This is a genomic window from Sediminibacterium sp. C3, from assembly GCF_000508085.1.
Taxonomy (GTDB): domain Bacteria; phylum Bacteroidota; class Bacteroidia; order Chitinophagales; family Chitinophagaceae; genus Sediminibacterium.
The window spans coordinates 2,465,043-2,488,237 of record NZ_KI669560.1; the positions used below are offsets into that span (position 1 = coordinate 2,465,043).

The following is a 23,195-nucleotide window of genomic DNA, read 5'->3' on the forward strand; positions in this document are numbered from 1 at the left end:
GAAATTAATTTTCGTAACCACCGGCACGCTTGGCTTTGGTTTGAGTTGGCCATGTTTGCGGACCACGGGGACCTGCAGGTAATTCAGCTTTATCTGTTGGCATACGCTCGGGATCTTCACAAGCCATGTACACAAGGATGGCCGTTAAAATGGCGTTGTGCTTTACATCATCAAAAACAATTTTATCGTAAGTATCGCGATTGGTATGCCAGGTATAGTTTCCGTAAGACCAGCCCAATGCACCCAAAGAAAAAGCAGGCGCACCTACTGCAATAAAGGAAGCATTATCCGAACCCCCTCCTGCAGGAGAACCCGGGAAACTAGTCTTAACGGTATCTCTGATATAGGAAGGAGCGGCTGCTAACCAACGGGTAATAAAATCCTTGGAATATTTAAATCCGGCACCTCCTAAATTTACCACACGACCTGTTCCATTGTCCTGATTGAACAATGCCTGTAAATTCTTAACTACTTCAGGATGATCTTCCACAAAAGCGCGTGATCCGTTTAAGCCCTGCTCTTCTGATCCCCAGTGACCTACCAGAATAGTTCTCTTTGGATTAGGGTATACTGCTTTCAAAATACGCATCGCTTCCATCATGACCAATGTACCTGTTCCATTATCGGTTGCACCAGTTCCACCATCCCATGAATCAAAGTGTGCGGATAGCATAACATATTCGTTCGGCTTTTCTGTTCCCTTGATTTCTGCAAGGGTATTAAAGGTAGGTACCACACCTAACTCTTTAGACTGAGCAAATACATTAAGTTTAGGAGCCTGTCCTGATTCGGTTAAACGATACAACAAAGCATAGTCTTCCAACGCAATATCCAGGGTTGGTACTTTCTTGGTGTTAGCTGCAAAAATTTTGTTTACGCCAAAACCATTGCTCCACAAGCTTCCAATCACACCAACCGCTCCTGCATTTTCCAATGCCTGCGCCAATTTAGCAGCACTCAATCCTGTTTTGCTGATGCGCTTTCTCCAGGCTTCTGTTGCTTCACTTCTTTCTTTACGAATTTTTTCTATCGAGGCTTTGGTACCAAACTCATTCCAATTATAGTCGGGTCTTCCGGTTGGTTGCGGCATGGCTATCAACACATATTTTCCTTTTACATTGGGCAACCAGGCCTGAAAAGCAAGAGAGTCGGCCACATCCGCCAAAATGATGGTTTCAGCAGTAACGGGTTTTTTCATAGAAGGGCTGAAAGCCAGCTGTGTACCTTCCAGTGATTTGGTCCAGGGTGCTACCATATCAATATGGGTAATGCCACGATCCCATCCTCTCCAGGTTCCGTAGTTTTCTCTCTTCGCTTCAATACCCCAATTCTTGTACTGAGCAATGGCCCAGTCACTGGCTTGTACCATTTTAGAGGAACCCACCAGTCTGGGTCCAATACCATCCATTAATTCATGACCCAGTCTCTTTAACTGAGAGTTATCGTTGGCTTCTTTAATGATGGCCTGAACAGTTGGATTCAATTGTTCCTGAGCTATCACAGGCATTGTAATAAAACCAAGTCCTACTGCTAGTAGGCTCAGTTTTTTGTTGAATGTTTGTGGTATGTTTTTCATAAAGTAATAATACAAAACTTATGCATGCACCCATGCGGCTTTGCGTTTTTTTTGATAGATGGATGAATATTATAAACCCAAATGATGTTTGGCTGCTGTTTCTTTAGCAATGGCATAACCTGCATCTGCATGTCTGATAACACCAATACCCGGATCGTTGCGTAAAACCCTTGCCAGTCTTGCTTCTGCGGCATCAGATCCATCAGCAACAATCACCATGCCTGCATGAATGGAATACCCCATTCCTACCCCGCCACCATGATGCAGGGATACCCAGCTGGCACCTCCGGCAGTATTCATCAGCGCATTTAAAATAGGCCAGTCTGCAACTGCATCGGAGCCATCCATCATGGATTCTGTTTCTCTGTTGGGAGAAGCAACTGAACCTGTATCCAGATGGTCTCTTCCAATAACGATCGGGGCTTTTACTTTTCCGGTTTTTACCAGTTCATTAAAGGCTAATCCTGCTTTTTCTCTTTCGCCTTGTCCCAGCCAGCATATCCTGGCAGGCAGTCCCTGGAAGGCAATTTTTTCTTTGGCCATTTTCATCCAGCGTTGCATGCTTTTGTTTTCGGGGAACAGGTCTTGTATTACCTGATCGGTCACTGCAATATCCGCAGGATCTCCGCTTAAAGCAGCCCATCTGAATGGCCCCTTTCCTTCACAGAATAATGGACGGATATAGGCAGGCACAAATCCGGGAAAATCAAAAGATCTTCCGGCAGCATAGGGCAATGTATTTCCTTTTGCCGTTTGCTGCGCTTCGTATTCTTCTGCTCTTGCTCTGATATTGTTTCCATAATCAAAAGTGATGGCACCCTTGTCCATTAACTGCAACATCAGTTGCACATGTGTATACATACTTGCATAACTCTTTGCTATATACCCTTCGGGATCAGACACGCGCAATTTTGCAGCGTCTTCATTGTTCATATCATGCGGCGTATAGCCTATCAACGGATCATGTGCAGAAGTCTGATCGGTTAAAGTATCCGGGATAATATTTCTCTTTAATAAAGCTGCTAATAAATCCACCGCGTTACACAACACCCCAATACTTTTGGCTTCGCCTCTTGCTCTGTAAACCAGGGCCTGATCAATGGCTGAATTAATGTCCGTATATTTTTCATCAAGGTATCGGGTCTCTACTCTTTTATCGATACGCCATTCTTCTACTTCGGCAATCAATGCAACACCTTCGTTCATGGTAATGGCCAGCGGTTGTGCTCCCCCCATACCGCCTAACCCTGCCGTTACATTCAGCGTGCCTTTTAAGGTTCCGCCAAAATGTTTGTCAGCAATGGCTGCATAGGTTTCAAAAGTTCCCTGCACTATGCCCTGCGAGCCAATATAAATCCAGCTACCAGCCGTCATTTGACCATACATCATTAGTCCCTTTTGTTCCAGCTCTGTAAAGTGTTTCCAGTTGGCCCAGTTGGGAACCAATTGTGAATTACTAATCAGTACCCTTGGCGCATCTGCATGTGTGCGCATAATTCCTACCGGCTTACCACTTTGAATCAATAAAGACTCATCATTCTCCATCGATTTCAAGGAAGCAATAATGGCATCCAGTGCTTCAAAATTTCGCGCCGCTTTCCCCCTTCCTCCATATACAATTAAATCTTCCGGACGCTCTGCCACAGCAGGGTCCAGGTTGTTCAGCAACATTCGTAAAGCAGCTTCCTGAATCCAGCTTTTACAGGACAGTTCACTGCCGGTTGGTGTTTTGTATTTGTTATAATCGTAAGACATGGCAATCGTTTGCAATCGTTAAAAAAATAGTATGTAAAAAAGCTGAAACCCTTAATAAACAAGGTCTTCATAAGCAGCTTGTAACTCATTATAGGCATGCTGATCTTTGGCTTCCTTAGCCGCTGCCATCCCCTTTTCGTACCAGGATACAGCCAGTTCATTCTCCCCTGTTCTTTCCAATAATTTAGCCAGATGGTAATATGATCCTACATAATCCGGGGCATCCGAAAGAATGGCTTCAAATAAAACGCGGGCTTTGGCATCCTCCCCCATTTTAATCCACTCCAGTGCCAGTGCATGCCGTAAAAAAAGATCGGCAGGATTTTCTTTCAGCATTTCTTGAATTCGCTCTATTCGGTTCATGCAACTAAAGTATGAAATTCCTTAGTTTTACAAGGTGGAAAAAGACCAATACAAAGAAGACGAAAAAAAATTAGACAAAGCCCTTTCCAACGAAGCCTTGTCTAAGATGGACAATTCATTAACAAATTCCGAATTGGCTTCCCTGGCCGCATTTTTTGCCAGGGAAAGCAAGAAAGAAGATGGGAAATCTCCAGCTAAGGAATGATACCGGAAACTTTTTGGTTATTTTTTGGTTAAATACAAACAGTTATTAGTTTCTCATAGTATATTTGCGATAGTTGCATAAACAACTATTTAATAGATAAATCATAACCATATGAAGATTTTAGTTTGTGTTAGCAAAACACCGGACACCACAGCCAAGATTGCCTTTACAGAAGGCAATACCAAATTTGATGAAGCAGGTGTGCAATGGATTATTAATCCTTACGATGAATGGTATTCATTGGTAAGAGCCATTGAATTAAAAGAAGCCAATCCTGCTGCAACCATTCACCTGGTTACAGTTGGTAATGCAGATGCAGAACCCATCATCAGAAAAGCATTGGCCCTGGGTGGTGACGAAGCCATTCGTGTGAATACCGACAACAGTGATGCTTATTATATTGCTGCACAAATTGCAGAAGTAGCCAAGCAAGGCGGATACGATTTGGTTTTTACCGGAAAGGAAACCATTGACTATAACGGATCTTCTATTGGAGGTATGATTGCTGAAATGATTGACGCACCTTATATTTCATTGGCCACTAAATTCGATTTGAATGGAACAACTGCAACGGTAGTTCGCGAAATTGAAGGCGGAGAAGAAACAGCGGAAGTGGCATTACCCCTTGTGGTAAGTTGCCAGAAAGGTGTGGCTGAACAGCGCATTCCGAACATGCGTGGTATCATGGCTGCCAGAACCAAACCATTGAAAGTGGTTGAACCTGCTGCAGTTGATGCATTAACCTCTGTTGTGAGCTTTGAATTGCCTCCTGCAAAAGCGGGTGTTAAACTGGTAGCACCAGACAACGTGGAAGAGTTGGTAAGATTATTACACGAAGAAGCAAAAGCCATCTAAATTTTCAAAGCATGTAAATGCTTTTAACCTATCAAATTGTACAACATGTCAGTTTTAATATTTATCGATCAAACAGAAGGTCATGTAAAAAAATCTTCATTGGAAGCCATCACTTACGGGGCTGACCTTGCCAAACAAATGGGCACTACAGCAGAAGGCGTTGTGCTGGGTACCGTTACCGAAGATTTATCAGCATTGGGTAAATACGGAGTAACCAAAATTCATCAGGTGGCCAATGATACCCTGAATCACCTGGATGCTCAATTGTATGCCAGTGTAATCAGTGAAGCTGCTACTGCAAGTGGTGCCAATGTGATTGTATTTTCACACAACCAGACTGGTAAAGCAGTTGCTGCCCGTGTAGCTGCAAAACTAAAAGCAGGATTGGTTGCAGGTGCCTGTGCACTTCCGGATACCAGCAATGGTTTTGTAGTTAAGAAAACTGTTTTCTCCGGTAAGGCTTTTGCCAATATCAGTATACAGTCTACGCTGAAGGTCATTTCATTGAATCCTAATTCCTATAAAACCGTTGCCACTGAAGGAACGGCTGCTGTTGCTGCTTTTGCTGCAACCGTAGGTCAGCCTCGCGTTAAAGTAACTACTGTAAATAAAATAACAGGTGAAGTACCTTTAACAGAAGCAGATATTGTGGTAAGTGGTGGTCGTGGTTTAAAAGGACCAGAAAACTGGGGCATTTTGTTAGACCTTGCCAAAGAACTGGGTGCAGCAACTGCCTGTAGCCGTCCTGTAGGAGATGCGCATTGGAGACCTCACCATGAACACGTTGGACAAACCGGTGTTCAGGTTGCTCCTAACCTATACATTGCTATTGGTATTTCCGGTGCTATTCAGCACCTGGCAGGAGTAAACCGCTCCAAGGTTATTGTAGTAATTAATAAAGATCCTGAAGCACCATTCTTTAAAGCAGCAGACTACGGTATTGTAGGAGATGCTTTTGAAGTGGTACCTCAGTTAACCGCTGCAATTAAAAATTAAAAGCAGGCGCATAATTCAATGGGCGTTTTTTACAAAAGCGTCTACCCCAACTGAATCCCACCTTTTTCTCGATAGTCTTCACGCATAGGCGTGAAGACATCGAGTATAAAACAATCTGTTATTGCTCTTCCACTGTGTAAGGCATTGGAGGGGATCACAAAAACCTGACCAGGGCTTAGCTCATACGGTACATCTTCAACAGTCAGTTCAAATTTTCCTTCCAGTATATAAGACACCTGTTCCTGCGGATGCGAATGTTTCGGCAAAACCGCTCCTGCTTTGGCTTTCACATGAGAGTAAGTGGCTTCTGCTGTATGGATAAACTGTGCATCGTAACCTTCTATTAAATTACAGGAAGGAATATCATGAATATTATATAAAGGCATATCTGGTATTTAGCTTCGTAATATGCATAAAAATTTGGGTAAATTTGCCGCCATGCAAAAAACAATAAAGCAAAACCATCCACTTTTCAGTGCAGTGGGTTATGCAGAAGGAATTTCATTACTGGTTTTATTGGCGATTGCCATGCCGCTAAAATACCTGGCAGGTTATCCGCTTGCCGTAATATACGGGTTGGGCACACGGTCTTCTATTTGTAATGTATCTGGCTTTGGCCTTATGGGTGAAAGAGCAGTCCAATTGGCCATTCCGCTACCTGATCTACGTATTTCTGGCCGCATTCTTCCCTTTTGGAACTTTCTATTTTGATAAATGGCTGAAGAAACAGCAGCGGGCATAAATCATTCACTTTTTTAAGTTAATTTAGCAACCACTATGAAGAAGATTGAACTGGAAATTGTTGCGCTTTCACATAGCATTACACAGACCCATTCTTATGCGGTTGTGCTGGGAGAAGTAAACGGACTTCGCCGTTTACCGATTGTAATTGGTGGTTTTGAAGCACAGGCCATTGCGGTGGCTTTGGAAAATATGCACCCCAGCAGACCCCTCACCCACGACCTGATGAAGAACTTCATGAATGCCTTTGGGGTAGAATTGCAGGAGATTATCATCAACGATTTACAGGAAGGAATTTTCTATTCAAAACTGGTATGCTATACCGATAACGATACCGTTGAAATTGATAGCAGAACCAGTGATGCTCTGGCTCTAGCAGTACGTTTTGGATGTCCTATATTTACCTACGATACTATTCTGGAATCTGCAGGCATTGCCCTGGAAGAAGGCGGAACACCCAAACCAAAAATGGAAGCAGTGGGCATGGAAGAACCTGCCGGCAGCAGTGATCGTTCCGATTTAAGTTCCCTGAACATTGAAGAGCTCAATCATTTGCTGAATGAAGTATTGGAGCAGGAAGATTATATCAGAGCCATTGCCATTCGTGATGAATTGAAAAAAAGAAAATAGTGCTTTGCACTAAACCTTATGGTTGTTTTTCCCAATTGTAAAATAAATCTTGGATTACATATCACGGGTAAAAGACCGGATGGCTTTCATTCATTGGAAACTGTTTTTTATCCGGTTGCCCTGACGGATATGCTTGAAATGATTACAGCTGATGCTGTTTCCTTTCAATCTACAGGACTCCACATTCCCGGCGCTACAGACAACAATCTTTGTTTGAAAGCCTACCATATTTTAAAAAATGACTTTCCAGATCTGCCACCTGTGCAAATGCATTTGCACAAAATCATTCCCATGGGCGCTGGTCTGGGTGGAGGAAGTGCTGATGGCGCATTTGCTTTGCAATTAATCAATAACAAATACAAACTCGGACTTAGTACTGAGCAACTTATTGCCTACGCCGCAAAACTGGGCAGTGACTGTCCTTTTTTTATTCTCAATCAAGCCTGTTATGCAACAGGAAGAGGGGAAATTTTACAGCCTGTCTCTCTCGATTTATCCGGCTGGTATTTTGTGCTGGTAAATCCGAGCATTCACGTGAATACGAAATGGGCATTTGAACAAATTACGCCTGGCCCTTCCGGGAAAGATCTGTTGGCGATTATTCAGTCTCCTGTTGATGAATGGAAAGATTCATTGAGCAATGATTTTGAAGCGCCCATCGCTAAAGCATACCCTGCCATTCAGGAAATCAAAGATCAGCTGTATGCATTAGGCGCAAGCTATGCAGCTATGAGCGGAAGCGGATCCACTCTTTTTGGTCTGTTCAACCATAAACCAGCCTCTTCTGTAAAAGCGCATTTCAAAGGAAGCGTTTACATAGCATCTTAAATAATTTCTAATATAATATTGTTTTTATTAGATTTTATTCACACTAACAGCCATTAGTTTAAATATTATTTTTTATTTCTGTCATTTTTCTTTAATTTAGTTCAGATTGCCGCCATTATTAACCCACGTTTAAACTGGACTAAATGTTTAGTAACCAAAACAATGGAGGCCTCTACAATCCCGCATTTGAACACGATGCCTGCGGCATAGGATTCGTAGCCAATATCAATGGACACAAAAGTCACCAGCACATTTCAGACGCTTTAACGGTTTTAGAAAACATGGAACATCGTGGTGCCTGTGGTTGCGAAAACAATACAGGGGATGGAGCAGGTATTCTGATTCAGATTCCGCATGAATTCTTTTTCGACGAATGCATTCAGTTGGGCAAACATTTACCGGATGCCGGAAAGTACGGAGTCGGCATGATTTTCTTTCCTAAATCTGTCGGCCTTCGTGAAGAATGCAGAGACATATTCAATCGCGCAGCAGAAAAACTGGGTCTGGAAATCATAGCTTATCGCAAAGTACCTGTTAACAAAGAAAATATTGGCCCTACTGCCCTATCGGTTGAACCTTGTATGGAACAGGTTTTCATTGCCTGCCCCGATTATATTCAGGACAACGAGGCATTTGAAAGAAAACTATTTATTCTTCGCAACTATGCTTCACATACCATCAACAACACGATAAAAAAAGATGAGATTGGATTTTACATTGTCTCACTTTCTTCCAGAACCATTATATACAAAGGACAGTTAACCAGCCATCAGGTTCGACATTATTTTACCGACCTGAACAACAAACGAATGGTATCGGCATTCGGATTGGTTCACTCCCGTTTTGCCACCAACACTTTTCCTTCCTGGAAACTGGCGCAGCCTTTTCGCTACATTGCACACAATGGTGAAATCAATACGCTTCAGGGAAACCTGAACTGGCTTCGTTCCAGCGAAAAAGGATTTACTACGCCAGCATTTACCAAAGAAGAACTGGACATGATTCTTCCGATTGTTACCAGCGGGCAATCCGACTCTGCCTGTTTGGACAATATGATTGAACTGCTCACTTTAACAGGTCGTTCCTTACCACATGTAATGATGATGCTGATTCCGGAAGCATGGGACGGCAATGACAGCATGGATCCTGTTAAGAAAGCCTTTTATGAATACCATGCCTGTTTAATGGAGCCCTGGGATGGACCTGCTTCTATTTCTTTTACCAACGGACAAATGATTGGTGCCACATTAGACAGAAACGGACTAAGGCCTTCCCGTTACACCATCACACAAGACAACAGAGTCATCATGGCATCTGAAACAGGCGTGTTACCTATTGACCCTGCCAATGTAAAAGAGAAAGGAAGACTACAACCGGGTAAAATGTTTGTGGTAGACATGAACGAGGGAAGAATCATTTCTGACGAAGAACTCAAACAAAAAATCTGTTCGCAGAAACCCTATGCCGAGTGGCTGAATAAATACAAAATCCGATTAGAAGAACTACCCGAACCGCGTGTAATGTTCACGCATCTGGAACACGATCAGGTATTCAAATACCAGAAAGCTTTTGGCTATACAACCGAAGACCTTGATACTATTATTGCTCCCATGGCCATTGATGGAAAAGAACCCATTGGTTCCATGGGCAACGATGCACCGCTGGCAGTGCTTAGCAATAAGCCACAACACCTGAGCTCTTATTTCAAACAATTGTTTGCACAGGTAACCAATCCCCCGATTGATCCTATTCGCGAAAAAATGGTGATGTCTCTGGCCACTTTTGCAGGAAGCAACGGAAACCTCCTGGTGGAAGAAGCAACGGCCTGTCACAGTGTGGCTTTGCAGCATCCCATTCTGAATAACCATGAACTGGAAAAAATCAGAAGCATCGATACGGGAGTATTTCAGGCCAAAACCCTGCAAATGTATTTCAGGGCCGATGGAAAGCCAGGCTCTTTAAAAGCGGGGATTGATCGTCTTTGCCGTTATGCAGTAGATGCAGTTCAGGATGGATTTGAAGTGATTATTTTAACCGACCGCGCCATTGATTCTGAACACGCTCCTATTCCTTCTTTACTCGCCACAGCAGCCGTGCATCATCACTTAATTAAAAAAGGATACAGAGGTCAGGTGGGCATTATTGTAGAAGCAGGAGATGTATGGGAAACACATCATTTTGCCTGTTTAATTGGATTTGGCGCTACTGCCATCAACCCTTACCTGGCATTGTCTTCTATCAGAGACATGAAAATGTCGCAGAAACTCATTACGGATCTGGACGTTGAAAAACTAAAGAAAAACTATATCAAAGCTGTTAATGAAGGACTATTGAAAGTGTTTTCCAAAATGGGAATTTCTACTTTACAGAGTTATCAGGGCGCACAGATTTTTGAAATCATTGGCATCAACAGTTCAGTAGTTGACCAGTATTTCACAGGCGCTACTTCCCGCATTGAAGGAATGGGGCTGGATGAGATTGCAAGAGAAACTTTAGCAAAACACTTCTTTGCTTTCAGCAAGAAAAATAAAGTAATCGACAGGCTTCCGGTGGGTGGCGTATATCAATGGAAAAGAGAAGGTGAATTCCATTTGTTCAATCCACAAACCATTCACTTATTACAGGATTCAACAAGGAAAAACGATTATAGCATTTTCAAAAAATATTCCGCGCTCATCAATAACCAGAGTGAACATGCCTGCACCTTACGAAGCCAGTTTGAATTTGTAAGCCATCGCCCTTCCATTTCTATTGATGAAGTTGAACCCGCAGAAAATATTTATAAGCGTTTTGCAACCGGTGCCATGTCTTTCGGTTCTGTTTCCTGGGAAGCACATACCACTTTGGCGATTGCCATGAACAGACTGGGAGGAAAAAGCAATACAGGAGAAGGTGGTGAAGATGAAATCCGATATACTCCATTACCCAACGGAGACTCCATGCGATCATCTATTAAACAGGTAGCTTCTGCACGCTTTGGCGTTACTTCTCTGTATTTAACTGAAGCTGATGAAATTCAGATTAAAATGGCACAGGGTGCCAAGCCAGGAGAAGGCGGACAATTACCCGGTCACAAAGTTGATGAATGGATTGGTAAAACCAGACACGCCACACCTGGCGTTGGTTTAATTTCTCCTCCACCCCATCACGATATTTATTCCATTGAAGACCTGGCACAGTTGATTTTTGATTTAAAAAATGCCAACCGCGCTGCACGCATCAATGTGAAGCTGGTATCAAAAGCCGGAGTGGGCACTATTGCAGCAGGTGTGGTTAAAGCCAAGGCAGATGTGGTATTGATTGCAGGACACGACGGAGGAACCGGTGCATCTCCGGTAAGCTCCGTAAAACATGCAGGATTACCCTGGGAATTAGGACTGGCTGAAACACACCAGACCCTGGTAAAAAACAAATTGCGTACAAGGGTTGTGGTGCAGGCAGACGGACAAATGAAAACAGGTCGAGACATTGCCATTGCAGCTTTATTGGGCGCTGAAGAATGGGGTGTTGCCACTGCAGCACTCATTGTGGAAGGTTGTATCATGATGCGAAAATGCCATCTCAATACCTGTCCGGTGGGTGTAGCTACGCAGGATGAAACCTTACGCAAACGTTTTACCGGTAATCCGGATCATGTGGTTAACTTCTTCCGTTTCATTACAGAGGAATTGCGTGAAATCATGGCAGAACTCGGCTTCAGAACCGTGAATGAAATGATTGGTCAATCCTCCTATTTACAACAAAGAACAGATATTGAACATTGGAAATACACCCAATTGGATTTGTCTAAAATTTTATTTCAGGAACCCGCTCAGGATGGAACAGGTTTATTTGCATCAGAATTACAGGACCATGGTTTGAGTGAAGTACTGGACTGGAAATTACTGGCAGCAGCCAAACCTGCTATTGAGAAGGGAGAAAGAGTACAAGCATCTTTTTCCATTATCAATACAGACAGAACGGTAGGCACTATTGTTTCCAATGAAATCACCAAAGTATACAAGAGCAAAGGATTACCCGAAGACACCCTGCACTTTACCTTCAAAGGCACAGCTGGTCAAAGTTTTGGCGCATTCAACACCAATGGTATTACCCTGGAATTGGAAGGAGATGCCAACGATTATTTCGGTAAAGGATTGAGTGGAGCTAAGCTGATTGTGTACCCGGATGCCAAAGCAGGATTTGTTGCAGAACAAAACAGTATTATCGGGAATGTGGCTTTATATGGTGCTACTTCAGGAGAAGCCTTTATCAGAGGAAAAGCAGGAGAAAGATTTGCTGTAAGAAATTCCGGGGCCAAAGTTGTAGTAGAAGGAATTGGGGATCACGGTTGCGAGTACATGACCGGCGGTGTTGCTGTCATACTGGGTTCTGTCGGAAGAAATTTCGGGGCCGGCATGAGTGGAGGTATTGCTTACGCTTATGATCCTGCTAAAACCTTTGCCTCTAATTGCAATATGGAAATGATTGAGTTGGATCCGTTGGATGAAGGGGATGCTGCTGTATTGAAAGTAATGATTGAAAAACATTACAGGTATACAAAAAGCAGTGTCGCTGCATTTATCCTTAAAGATTTTGATAACCAGTTATCACAATTTCTTAAAGTATTTCCAACCGATTACAAGAAAGTATTGGCAGAGAAAAAACAAAACAGCACTGTATTAAAATAATAGTTATGGGCAAACCCACCGGATTTTTAGAATTTGAGAGAGCAGCTCCTGCAAAAGAGTCTGCATTAAGCAGAGTAAAACATTATAAGGAATTTGTTGCTGCCATGCCGGAAGAAACTTTGAATCAGCAAAGTGCCCGTTGCATGAATTGTGGTGTTCCTTTTTGCCACAATGGTTGTCCGTTGGGCAATGTGATTCCGGAGTTCAACGATGCCGTATACCGGAAGAATTATGCAGAAGCCTATGAGATCCTTTCTTCTACGAATAACTTCCCAGAATTTACCGGACGCATCTGCCCTGCGCCCTGTGAATCAGCCTGTGTACTGGGAATCAATCAACCTCCGGTTGCCATAGAAGAAATAGAAAAACATATTATTGAAATTGCATTTGAAAAAGGTTTTGTACAACCTTATAAACCGGTGTATCGATCCGGCAAAACAGTGGCTGTAATCGGATCAGGACCCGCAGGGCTGGCAGCAGCCGCACAACTGAATTATGCAGGTCATCAGGTTACTGTTTTTGAAAGAGACGATAAACCCGGTGGTCTTTTGCGATACGGCATTCCCGATTTCAAACTGGAAAAATGGGTGGTAGAAAGAAGAATCGCCTTATTGGAAGAGGAAGGCATTCAGTTTAAATGCAATGCCAATGTGGGTGTTAAAATCAGTATTAATGACCTCTTAAGAGAATACAATGCCATAGTACTTGCGGGTGGTGCTACTATTCCCAGAGACTTGCCAATTGAAGGCAGAGAACTCAATGGCGTACATTTTGCCATGGACTTTTTAAAACAACAGAACAAGAGAGTGGCTGAGATTGCTTTTGATGCTGCGCCCATTGTTGCCACAGGCAAACATGTAGTGGTGATTGGTGGCGGAGACACAGGAAGTGATTGTATTGGAACCTCCAATCGTCAGCAAGCAGCCAGCGTAACGCAGTTTGAATTGATGCCGAAACCACCTGAAAGCAGAACCCCATACATGCCCTGGCCGCAATATCCCTTTATTTTAAAAACCACTACTTCCCACGAAGAAGGTGCCAACAGAGAATGGGCCATTGCTACCAAAAAATTCATCGGTGACGAAAAAGGCAATTTAAAAGCTCTGGTTACCGTGAACCTCGAGTGGAAGATTAATGAAGAAGGAAAAGCGGCAGGCTTTGTGGAAATACCCGGAACAGAAAAAGAAATCCCCTGTGAACTGGCATTACTGGCCATGGGATTTGTGAGCCCCCAAAAAGAAGGCTTACTGGACAAACTTGAAATTGAACTGGATGCAAGGGGCAATGTAAAAGCAACTGAAAAAACCTACCAGACCAATATCCAAAAGGTATTTACTGCAGGAGATATGCGAAGAGGGCAAAGTTTAGTAGTCTGGGCAATTAGTGAAGGAAGGGAATGTGCCAAAAAAGTGGATTCCTTTTTAACAGGGACAGCGAATATTTGGTAATCCTTTAAGGGTTTTATATCTTTTGCCCTTATGGGAATGATTAAGAAAGGACTACTGTTTGTATTTTCCATTTACGCACTAATCACATTTATCATCGTAATGCTGCTGGTATTTCCTTTTGCCATGCTGGCGGCAACAGCAGGTAAAATTAGGGGTGGCAACCTGGTATACCGTTGCTGCCGTGTGTGGGCACAACTATGGTATTATACCATTGGAGTAGTGCACGATGAAATATACGAACATCCTCATGATACCAGCAGGCAATATATTTTTGTAGCCAATCATATTTCTTATATGGATATCCCCCCTATCGTGCTGGCGATTCATCAGCCAATAAGGGCATTGGGCAAATATGAAATGATTAAAGTGCCGGTTTTTGGCTGGATTTATAAAGCAGCGGTAATTCTGGTAAACAGGCAAAATGCCACCAAAAGAGCACAAAGTGTAAGAGCCTTAAAAGCAGCTATCAAAAACAATATCTCTATTATTATTTTTCCTGAAGGAACATTTAATGAAACCCGGCAACCACTGAAGTCCTTCTTTGATGGTGCTTTCAGAATTGCTATTGAAACACAAACCCCAATCAAGCCCTTATTGCTGGTGGACACATTGAAAAGGTTGCACTATCGGTCTGTTTTTGAAATGACTCCCGGACAGAACAGGGTGGTTTACCTGGAGGAAGTTCCCGTTAAAGGACTAACTATGGCAGACCTACCGGCTTTGAAAGACCGTGTGTATAAAATCATGGAAGCAGGATTAAAACGATATAATAGTTATCCAACGCCATAGCTGTATTTTTGCTGTAATGAAGCCTTTGTTTGTTGAAGTGATTATTCCCCTTGCCCTGCCTAAAAACTATACATGGAAGGTGCCTGAACAATTTCAGGAATCCATTGCTCCGGGCATTCGGGTGGAAGTAGCACTCAGAAAAAACAAACGATACGCCGGGATTGTAAAAAAAGTACTGACCGAAATTCCTGATGGCTTACATCCCGCTCCGGTACTGAATATTCTGGATACACAACCGGTTGTACACGCCGAACAATTACAGCTTTGGGAATGGATTGCCCAATACTATATGTGTTCTGAAGGGGAAGTGATGCAGGCGGCTATTCCTGCCAATTTAAAATTGTCCAGCGAAAGTATCTTACAATGGAACGAAGAAAGAAGTCTTGATTTCAGCGACCTAACCGATGCTGAATTTATTGTGGCTGAAGCATTGGAGATTAAGGGCGAATTAAAAATCAGCGAAGTTCAGCAATTACTCGATACGCATAACACATACCCGGTTGTAAAAAAGCTGGTAGAGAAAGGAGTTTGCTATGTTTGGGAGGAACTCAAGGAAAAATACAAGCAAAAAACAGAGACTTATATTTTATTGCATCCACAGTATGCAATAGAAGAACAGCTGGAACAACTTTTAAACAACTGGAGCAGGGCACCCAAACAAATGGAATTGCTGCTGGCCTATTTGCATTTAAAAAACACAATCGGCATTGTTACGCAGCCTGAATTGCTGAAAAAAGCCAGTGCAAGCGCGGCACAATTAAAAGGATTAATTGAGAAGGGAATATTGATTGCTGAAAAAAGAAATGCTGATAGACTGCCTTCTCTTCCCAAACTCTTGCAACTAGACTTTACCCTTTCCCCTGCTCAGGAAAAAGCACTGGAAGAAATCCGCTCAAGTTTTGAAAGCAAATCTGTTTGTTTGTTACACGGCATTACTGCCAGTGGAAAAACACAGTTGTACATGAAGTTGATTGAAGAGCAAATACAACTGGGAAAACAAGTTTTGTATCTTTTACCGGAAATTGCATTAACGGCTCAGATGATCCGCAGATTACAGAAAAGTCTGGGAGGGCATATTGCCATTTACCACTCCAAATTCAACCCAAATGAACGCGTCGAGATCTGGAATAAAATAAATTCTGGTGAAACGAAAGTAGTATTGGGTGCCCGATCTGCCTTGTTTTTGCCCTTCCATAATTTAGGAATGGTTATTTGCGATGAAGAGCACGATGCCTCATACAAACAACAGGACCCTGCACCCAGATACCATAGCCGTGATACTGCCATTTATTATGCTTCTCTGTTCAAAGCAAAAGTATTGTTGGGTTCGGCAACCCCTTCCATTGAAAGCTACTACAATGTTGAACAGGGGAAATATGGCCTGGTAACTTTAGCAGAAAGATTTGCAGATGTGGCACTCCCTGAAATTCAACTGATTGATCTGAAGAAAATACCTGCAAAAGAAAGAAGTGCAAAGCCCTTGTCCGATGAACTGCTGGCTGCTATTCAGCAAACATTAAACAACAAGAAACAAGTAATACTTTTTCAGAACAGAAGAGGTTATGCTCCTTATCTGCTCTGTGATACCTGCGGATGGATACCGCATTGTAATCATTGCGATGTTACCCTTACTTTTCATAAAGCTAAACATAAATTATCCTGTCATTACTGTGGCACCATCTATCCCCTGCTTCAAACCTGTCATGCCTGTGGCAGCCATCATTTTATTCAGAAAAATTTTGGCACAGAAAAAATAGAAGAACTGGTAGCAGAAGCTTTTCCGGAAGCCGTAATTGCAAGAATGGATTATGATACCATCCGTGGCAAACACGATCACGACAATCTCATTAAACAATTTGAGCAACATAAGATTCACATACTGGTTGGTACGCAGATGGTAGTAAAAGGACTTGATTTTGAAAAAGTAAGTCTGGTAGGTATTGTAGACGCCGATGGCATTTTAAACTTCACTGACTTCCGGGTTAATGAAAGGGCCTATCAGTTGATGGAACAGGTTAGCGGAAGAGCAGGCAGAAAAGATGGACTGGGCAAAGTACTGGTTCAGGTTAGCAATCTGCATCATCCGGTACTTCCTTTTGTACAACAACACCATTATCAAGGATTGTATCAATTTGAAATTAGCAATAGAAAAGAATTCCATTATCCCCCATTTACCAGATTGATTCAAATTATTTTTAAACACAAGGATAAACAGATTGCAGAAGAAGCTGCCCATATCATGAAACAAGGGCTGCATTCTTTATACGGTAATTTCATAAATGGCCCTTCTCAACCGGTTGTAGACAGAATCCGGAACCAATACCTTTGGGAATTATTGATTAAATTACCCAAAGACGCCAATACGGTTCTATCCTGCAAAAGAGCCATACAGCAGCAAATGCTCATATTGCACACGAATCAGCGTTACAGATCTGTTCATATCATTCCAAACACCGACCCTGTTTATTAAAAATGAAAAAAATAGCATCTAATTTTTCTTTGCAAACCCACAACAGCTTTGGGGTAGATGTTTTGGCCAGACATTTTGTATCAGCAGATAGCCTAAACGAAATACAAGAAATATTAGAATGGAATAAAATACAACAACAACGATTGCTAATATTGGGTGGCGGAAGCAATGTACTATTTACCCATGACTATGACGGACTGGTTCTACAGAATAATGTAAAGGGCATCAGCAAAATAAAAGAAGATGACAACTTTGTTTACATCAAAGCGATGGCAGGAGAAAACTGGCATTCCTTTGTGCAGTATTGTGTTAACAATAAATACCAGGGAATTGAAAATCTAAGCCTGATACCTGGCAATGTGGGTGCTTCTCCTATGCAAAATATTGGGGCTTATGGTGTTGAAATAAAAGACGTTTTTGAAAGTTTGGAAGCGTTGCATTTACCCGATGGGGAAATGGTTTCTTTTTCCCATGCCCAATGTAAATTCGGATACAGGGAAAGTATTTTCAAACAATCGCTGCGCAATCAGTTCCTGATTGTTTCAGTTACCTATAAATTAAGGAAGCAACCTAAGTTCACAGTTAGTTATGGAAATATTGAACAGGCACTGGAACAAATGGGTGTAAAGGAATTGAGCATTGAAGCCATTGCAAGGGCAGTCATTCAGATTCGTCAAAGCAAATTACCTGACCCTAACAAGATTGGTAATGCCGGCAGCTTTTTTAAGAACCCAATCATCCATCAAACCTTTTATGAAGCACTTCAGAAATTATATCCTGGGATTCCTGGTTTTCCAGGCAACGATAAGTTCATGACCAAAGTGCCGGCTGCCTGGTTGATAGAACAAACCGGTTGGAAAGGATTTAGAAATGGAGACGTAGGATGTTACCCACTGCAGCCATTGGTATTGGTAAATTATGGAAAAGCAACTGGCACTGAAATCTATGCATTGTCCAGCGAAATTATTGAGAGTGTACAGGAGAAATTCGGAATCCTTTTAGAGAGAGAAGTGAATATTTACTAAACTTAGCCTTCAATCACTCGCGATAGTATGTTTTCCATTGGAAGAACACCTGCATTGTACCAAACAAATTCCGGATCTTTTTTAAACCAGGTCAACTGGCGCTTGGCATACTGGCGGGTATGTATTTTAATTTGTTCTATGGCCTGCTCTTTGGATATTTTGCCATCCATATAATCAAATACTTCCTTATACCCCACTGTCTGCAAAGCAGTTTGATTGCGATAATCTATTACAGAAGCTGCCTCTTCAAACAATTCGGCCGCCACCATTTCATCTACCCGCTGATGAATTCTTTTGGTCAGTAATTCCATCGGCATTTCTAAACCAATTTTTATTATGCGAAAGGGTCGTTCTTTTTTGGTGGCATTTCTGAAATGAAGAATCGATTGACCGGTTGCATTTAATACTTCCAATGCGCGCATCAAACGCTGTGGATTCATTTGCTCAGCCACATCCCAGAAAGCCGGGTCTCTGTGTTTAATTTCAGATTGAAGCCAAATCAAGCCTTTGGCTTCGTAAGATGCTATAATGGATTCCCGGATGGCAGGATCAATGGTTGGCATGGGATCGATTCCTTCACAAAAAGCCTTGATATACAATCCGGTTCCCCCAACCATCACAACAGCTCCGTGTTGCTTCAATAATTCATCGGTCTTTTGCAGTGCAAATTGTTCAAAATAAGCGGCATTCAAATTTTCACTAATGGAATGATCTGCAATAAAATAGTGCTTTACTGCAGTCAATTCAGCATCACTGGGCCTTGCCACACCAATCAACAGTTCTTTAAAACATTGTCTGGAATCTGCAGAAATGATAGAAGTACCCAGGCGCTTTGCCAGTTCAATAGCGAATGTTGTTTTGCCAACAGCCGTTGGGCCTGCAACTATGTATACGGTAGGTTTAGTCTTCAAAATCGTCTCTTTGTTCTTCACCACCAAATCCATCATCATCTCCGTCCGCTTCACTGGCAGCTTCTTCCCCTTCTTCGCCAAAGCCCTCTGTGGCTTCGTTCAGATCATACTTCTCCTCTATATCAGCAAACTTATCTCCCAACAAACTTTTAGTACCGTATTGCTGTGGACCAATACCTTCCACCCGGGTAACAGAAGGATAGCTTAGTTTGGGATTTTCTTCTTTATTCACACTAATCAGGGCCACTAAAAACGTCCAACCCTTGGTAAAATCGTATTCGTAAATGAATTTCTGGTTTACATCCTGAATTTCAGAACCAATGGTTGTTTCAGCCATCAACAAAGGATCTACCCGATAGGCCTTATTGTATTTTTCAAAACTTATTTCCCTTCCCTTTAACCAGTTGTCGTTGCTTCTGTAAAAGGTTGCCTGGTGTTTGGTATCAAACTCAAAAGCCTTTAAAATAGCAAAATGCAAATCAAGAAAATACTGTGTATGCTTTATTACCACGTCTCTGTATACTGCATCATCCTCTTCCAGGTATATTCTAAATTTTAAAATTGCCATTCCGCCGGTTTTATTGATTAGTGCTTAATGAATATTGTTCGTAACAAAGGTGCAAAATAGCGATTATTTAACGGGTTTCAGGTTCAATTCCGCTCCTTTTTCTAACATAAAGGCATAGGCTGCTTCCAGTTGATTGGGGATAATCCCGTCCAGGATGGCTTCTCTGATGGCATCCTTTAAAATCCCTACCTGCTTACCCGGATTTAATCCAAATACGTCCATAATCAGCTCCCCGGTAATGGGAGGCTGCCAGTTTCTCAGCTGATCTTTGGCTTCCACTTCTGACATCCGCTCTTTTACCAACTCAAAATTCTGGAGATACCGCTGTACTTTTTGTTTGTTCTTGCTGGTAATATCTGCAGCACATAACTTCATTAAATCATCAATATCCTCTCCCGCATCGAACAACAATCTTCTTACAGCGCTATCGGTTATATTTTCCTTGGTTAAACTGATGGGGCGTAAATGCAGCAGCACCAGTTTCTGCACATATTTCATGGGTTCATGCAATGGCAGTTTCAATTTGGAAAAAATTTTAGGAACCATTCTTGCACCTACCACTTCATGTCCATGAAAAGTCCAGCCATGACCTTCTTCAAATTTTTTGGTAGCTGGTTTGCCAATATCATGCAAGAGTGCTGCCCAGCGCAACCAGAGCGAATCTGTATGCGGAACAATATTATCCAACACTTGCAGGGTATGATAAAAATTATCTTTATGCCCTTTTCCTTCAATATACACGGCTCCGTGCAAATCTACCATCTGTGGAAAAATGGCCTTCAATAAGCCCGATTTGAACAATAAATCCCAACCAATAGAAGGTTGGGCACTCATCATGATTTTGTTCAACTCATCTGTAATTCTTTCCTGACTCACAATTTTCATGCGATGCACATTCTCTCCAATTGCATTGAAAGTTTCTGGCGCAATGCTGAAATTAAGTTGTGTGGCAAAACGAATAGCACGCAACATACGTAGCGGATCATCGCTAAAGGTTTGAACAGGTGCAAGTGGTGTTTCAATACACTTCCTGTTAATGGCATCCATCCCATTGAAAGGATCCAGTAAAATTCCAAACTCAGCTGCATTCAATGCAATGGCCATTGCGTTAATGGTAAAATCCCTTCGGTTCTGATCATCGGCCAATGTTCCCTCTGAAACCTGTGGCTTACGACTATTTTGCTGGTAACTTTCCTTTCTTGCTCCCACAAATTCAATCTCAAAATCTGCCCACTTTACCTGTGCAGTTCCAAAATTTTTAAAAAAAGCTACAACTGGCTGTGGTTCTAACTGAGCCGCAAATAAATGCGCCAGTTCAATCCCATCTCCCAGACAAACAATATCTGCGTCCTTGGTATTCCTTCCAATAATCTTATCTCTTACAAAACCACCAATCAGGTAACAGGGAATACCCATTTGATCTGCAAGTGCGCCTATCTGCCTGAAAACAGCTTCCTCCTTTTCAGTAAACGAAATCATCATTGCTGCAAATGTACTATTGTTTGGTCAGGGCAGGAAGGGTAGCCATTAATTGTGCAATTTCAATTTGAAATCCACAATTAAAATGCCTCTGAGGGCAGGCGGTTTTACCATGCAAACCGCAAGGCCTGCAATCCAGGGTCTGCTTCACTTCTACAATATGACTACTACTACTTAGTGGCCCATATCCAAATCCGGGAACCGTTGAACAGTAAATGGCAGTTACGGGGGCATCAACTGAAGAACAGAAATGCATGGGCGCTGAATCATTCACATAGTTCATCAGCGCATTTTTCATAAGGGCAGCAGATGACAGAAAATTCAATTTACCGGCAAGGTTAACGGCATTATTTGTGCTGCTGGCTTCAATAATTTCATTGCACAATAAAGTATCCCCCGGACCACCCAGCACATACACTTTGATGTTTGGGGGCAGCGCATCCAGAAAGGCAATCCATTTTTCCTTGGGGAACTGTTTGGTTGCCCATACCGAAGATGGGGCAATGCATATATAAGGTTGAACTTGATAAGGAAGCACTTTCGCCAAATCTGAGGCAGTTGGATATAAAGCAGGTTTTTTTAGTTGAATGCCTTTTACATGCGCAATCAATTGAAAATTTCTATTGATTTCGTGTACCCCCTTATCTGTGTCCATACTATGATGAATGGTTCGGGTATAACAAAACCGAAAAGGATTCTTATTGAATCCAATTTTTTCTCTGGCTCCGGAAAAACAGGTTATCCATCCGGTAGCTGCATATCGCTGCAAATTGATAACGGTATCATAGGATGCTTTTCTCACCGCTATGGCCAGCTTCATCAGATTCCGGTATTTATCCTGCTTCTTTTGCCATACCAGCACTTGATGAACAAATGGGTGGTCTGTAAACAAAGACTCATTGCCGTTTCTTACCAGTACATCAATTTTTGCATTCGGATATGCTTTGTGAATTGATTCAAGCAAACCGGTCGCCAGTACCACGTCTCCAATAAATGCGGTTTGAATAATCAGCAATTTTTGCATCTGGCAAAACTACACAAATCTGAAATACTGTACTTTTGCCCAAAATTGAAATATGCCTCAAGATTTAATATTGGCCGCATGGAATGACAGGACCCTGTTGCAAGATGCTAAGTACAGCGATGCTGTTAAACAGGTAATTGAAGCTGTTGATAAAGGGCAACTGCGCGTTGCAAGCCCGGGAGAAAATGGCTGGGTTGTAAACGAATGGGTTAAAAAAGCCATACTTATGTATTTTGGCGTTCAGCAAATGCAAACCTGGGAAATGCCCCCTTTTGAGTTTTACGATAAAATGTTATTGAAGAAAAACTATAAGGAACTGGGGGTAAGAGCTGTCCCTCCTGCTACAGCCAGATACGGAGCCTATATTGCACCGAATGTAGTTTTAATGCCCAGCTATGTAAATATCGGAGCTTATGTTGATGAGGGCACCATGGTTGACACATGGGCCACTGTTGGCAGTTGCGCACAAATTGGCAAGCATGTTCACCTGAGTGGTGGTGTTGGAATTGGAGGTGTTCTGGAGCCTCTTCAAGCCAGTCCGGTTATCATTGAAGACGGCTGCTTTATTGGAAGCAGATGTATTGTGGTAGAAGGAGTAATTGTAGAAAAAGAAGCGGTTTTAGGTGCCAACGTTGTGTTAACCCAATCCACCAAAATCATTGATGTTAGCGGCCCAGAACCCATTGAAATGAAAGGCAGGGTTCCGGCCAGAAGCGTCGTAATTCCGGGTAGCTATACCAAAAAATTCAATGCTGGTGAATATCAGGTAAGTTGTGCGCTGATTATTGGTCAAAGAAAAGCGAGTACAGACCTAAAAACCAGCCTGAACGATGCGCTCAGAGATTTTAATGTAAGTGTATAA

General features: G+C 42.3%; 20 protein-coding genes and 1 pseudogene. 13 read left to right on the forward strand and 8 right to left on the reverse strand.

Translation table 11 applies throughout. From position 1 onward, the window contains the following. Positions 1-4: 4 nt before the first annotated feature. From F777_RS0111415 to F777_RS0111425, 3 genes are all read right to left on the reverse strand, one after another. Positions 5-1,576, reverse strand: a complete 1,572-nt coding sequence (locus F777_RS0111415; protein WP_026752152.1) for a M20/M25/M40 family metallo-hydrolase — start codon at positions 1,574-1,576, stop codon at positions 5-7. Between the two features lie 69 nt (positions 1,577-1,645). Then, entirely contained in the window at positions 1,646-3,331 is a 1,686-nt protein-coding gene (gene hutU, locus F777_RS0111420) for a urocanate hydratase (RefSeq protein ID WP_026752153.1), read from the reverse strand. Between the two features lie 51 nt (positions 3,332-3,382). Beyond that, on the reverse strand, positions 3,383-3,694 hold the full coding sequence (locus F777_RS0111425) for a hypothetical protein (RefSeq protein WP_026752154.1): 312 nt from the start codon (positions 3,692-3,694) through the stop codon (positions 3,383-3,385). 34 nt (positions 3,695-3,728) lie between these two features. Here F777_RS0111425 and F777_RS18015 point away from each other — a divergent pair, with 34 nt between their 5' ends. The 3 genes from F777_RS18015 to F777_RS0111440 all read left to right on the forward strand — a co-directional run bounded on the left by F777_RS18015 (position 3,729) and on the right by F777_RS0111440 (position 5,750). Then, positions 3,729-3,899 carry a hypothetical protein gene (locus F777_RS18015; RefSeq protein ID WP_161631513.1) on the forward strand — a complete coding sequence of 57 codons (171 nt, stop codon included), beginning with the start codon at positions 3,729-3,731 and terminating at the stop codon, positions 3,897-3,899. 111 nt (positions 3,900-4,010) lie between these two features. Then, entirely contained in the window at positions 4,011-4,754 is a 744-nt protein-coding gene (locus F777_RS0111435; RefSeq protein WP_026752155.1) for an electron transfer flavoprotein subunit beta/FixA family protein, read from the forward strand. Positions 4,755-4,799: 45 nt separating this feature from the next. Then, on the forward strand, positions 4,800-5,750 hold the full coding sequence (locus F777_RS0111440; RefSeq protein WP_026752156.1) for an electron transfer flavoprotein subunit alpha/FixB family protein: 951 nt from the start codon (positions 4,800-4,802) through the stop codon (positions 5,748-5,750). A gap of 41 nt (positions 5,751-5,791) precedes the next feature. Here F777_RS0111440 and F777_RS0111445 read toward each other — a convergent pair whose 3' ends face one another. Beyond that, entirely contained in the window at positions 5,792-6,136 is a 345-nt protein-coding gene (locus tag F777_RS0111445) for a cupin domain-containing protein (RefSeq protein ID WP_026752157.1), read from the reverse strand. 52 nt (positions 6,137-6,188) lie between these two features. Between F777_RS0111445 and F777_RS18625 the strand changes: the two are divergent. The 9 genes and pseudogenes from F777_RS18625 to murB form a co-directional block, all read left to right on the forward strand. After that, positions 6,189-6,269, forward strand: a pseudogene (locus F777_RS18625) (hypothetical protein); the annotation flags it as partial. Positions 6,270-6,351: 82 nt separating this feature from the next. Beyond that, positions 6,352-6,492, forward strand: coding sequence for a DUF3817 domain-containing protein (locus tag F777_RS18630; RefSeq protein WP_201767609.1), 141 nt, complete (start codon positions 6,352-6,354; stop codon positions 6,490-6,492). A gap of 35 nt (positions 6,493-6,527) precedes the next feature. Beyond that, a complete protein-coding gene (locus F777_RS0111455; protein ID WP_026752158.1) occupies positions 6,528-7,121 on the forward strand; it encodes a bifunctional nuclease family protein in 594 nt (197 codons plus the stop codon). A gap of 18 nt (positions 7,122-7,139) precedes the next feature. Next, positions 7,140-7,949: a 4-(cytidine 5'-diphospho)-2-C-methyl-D-erythritol kinase gene (ispE, locus tag F777_RS0111460; RefSeq protein WP_026752159.1), complete on the forward strand. Its 810-nt coding sequence runs from the start codon at positions 7,140-7,142 to the stop codon at positions 7,947-7,949. 143 nt (positions 7,950-8,092) lie between these two features. Next, positions 8,093-12,619: a glutamate synthase large subunit gene (gene gltB / locus F777_RS0111465; protein ID WP_026752160.1), complete on the forward strand. Its 4,527-nt coding sequence runs from the start codon at positions 8,093-8,095 to the stop codon at positions 12,617-12,619. Positions 12,620-12,624: 5 nt separating this feature from the next. After that, the gene (locus F777_RS0111470) at positions 12,625-14,067 is read left to right on the forward strand and encodes a glutamate synthase subunit beta (protein WP_026752161.1); all 1,443 of its coding nucleotides are present in this window, start codon (positions 12,625-12,627) and stop codon (positions 14,065-14,067) included. A 30-nt stretch (positions 14,068-14,097) separates the two neighbouring features. Next, positions 14,098-14,856: a lysophospholipid acyltransferase family protein gene (locus F777_RS0111475; RefSeq protein ID WP_026752162.1), complete on the forward strand. Its 759-nt coding sequence runs from the start codon at positions 14,098-14,100 to the stop codon at positions 14,854-14,856. Positions 14,857-14,872: 16 nt separating this feature from the next. Further along, positions 14,873-17,326 (forward strand): replication restart helicase PriA, encoded by a 2,454-nt coding sequence (priA, locus tag F777_RS0111480; protein ID WP_037369410.1) that lies wholly within the window; start codon positions 14,873-14,875, stop codon positions 17,324-17,326. Between the two features lie 2 nt (positions 17,327-17,328). Next, positions 17,329-18,351 (forward strand): UDP-N-acetylmuramate dehydrogenase, encoded by a 1,023-nt coding sequence (gene murB / locus F777_RS0111485; protein ID WP_026752164.1) that lies wholly within the window; start codon positions 17,329-17,331, stop codon positions 18,349-18,351. Between the two features lie 2 nt (positions 18,352-18,353). Here the strand turns inward: murB and miaA are convergent, their stop codons facing one another. The 4 genes from miaA to F777_RS0111505 all read right to left on the reverse strand — a co-directional run bounded on the left by miaA (position 18,354) and on the right by F777_RS0111505 (position 22,333). Further along, positions 18,354-19,316, reverse strand: a complete 963-nt coding sequence (gene miaA / locus F777_RS0111490) for a tRNA (adenosine(37)-N6)-dimethylallyltransferase MiaA (RefSeq protein WP_235785948.1) — start codon at positions 19,314-19,316, stop codon at positions 18,354-18,356. Beyond that, positions 19,252-19,830, reverse strand: a complete 579-nt coding sequence (locus tag F777_RS0111495) for an IS1096 element passenger TnpR family protein (RefSeq protein ID WP_026752166.1) — start codon at positions 19,828-19,830, stop codon at positions 19,252-19,254. The genes miaA and F777_RS0111495 overlap by 65 nt, the downstream gene beginning before the upstream one ends. 63 nt (positions 19,831-19,893) lie before the next feature. After that, positions 19,894-21,312: a CCA tRNA nucleotidyltransferase gene (locus tag F777_RS0111500; RefSeq protein WP_026752167.1), complete on the reverse strand. Its 1,419-nt coding sequence runs from the start codon at positions 21,310-21,312 to the stop codon at positions 19,894-19,896. 13 nt (positions 21,313-21,325) lie between these two features. After that, positions 21,326-22,333: a glycosyltransferase family 9 protein gene (locus F777_RS0111505; protein WP_026752168.1), complete on the reverse strand. Its 1,008-nt coding sequence runs from the start codon at positions 22,331-22,333 to the stop codon at positions 21,326-21,328. A 52-nt stretch (positions 22,334-22,385) separates the two neighbouring features. Between F777_RS0111505 and F777_RS0111510 the strand changes: the two genes are divergently transcribed. Then, positions 22,386-23,195, forward strand: a complete 810-nt coding sequence (locus tag F777_RS0111510) for a 2,3,4,5-tetrahydropyridine-2,6-dicarboxylate N-succinyltransferase (protein WP_026752169.1) — start codon at positions 22,386-22,388, stop codon at positions 23,193-23,195.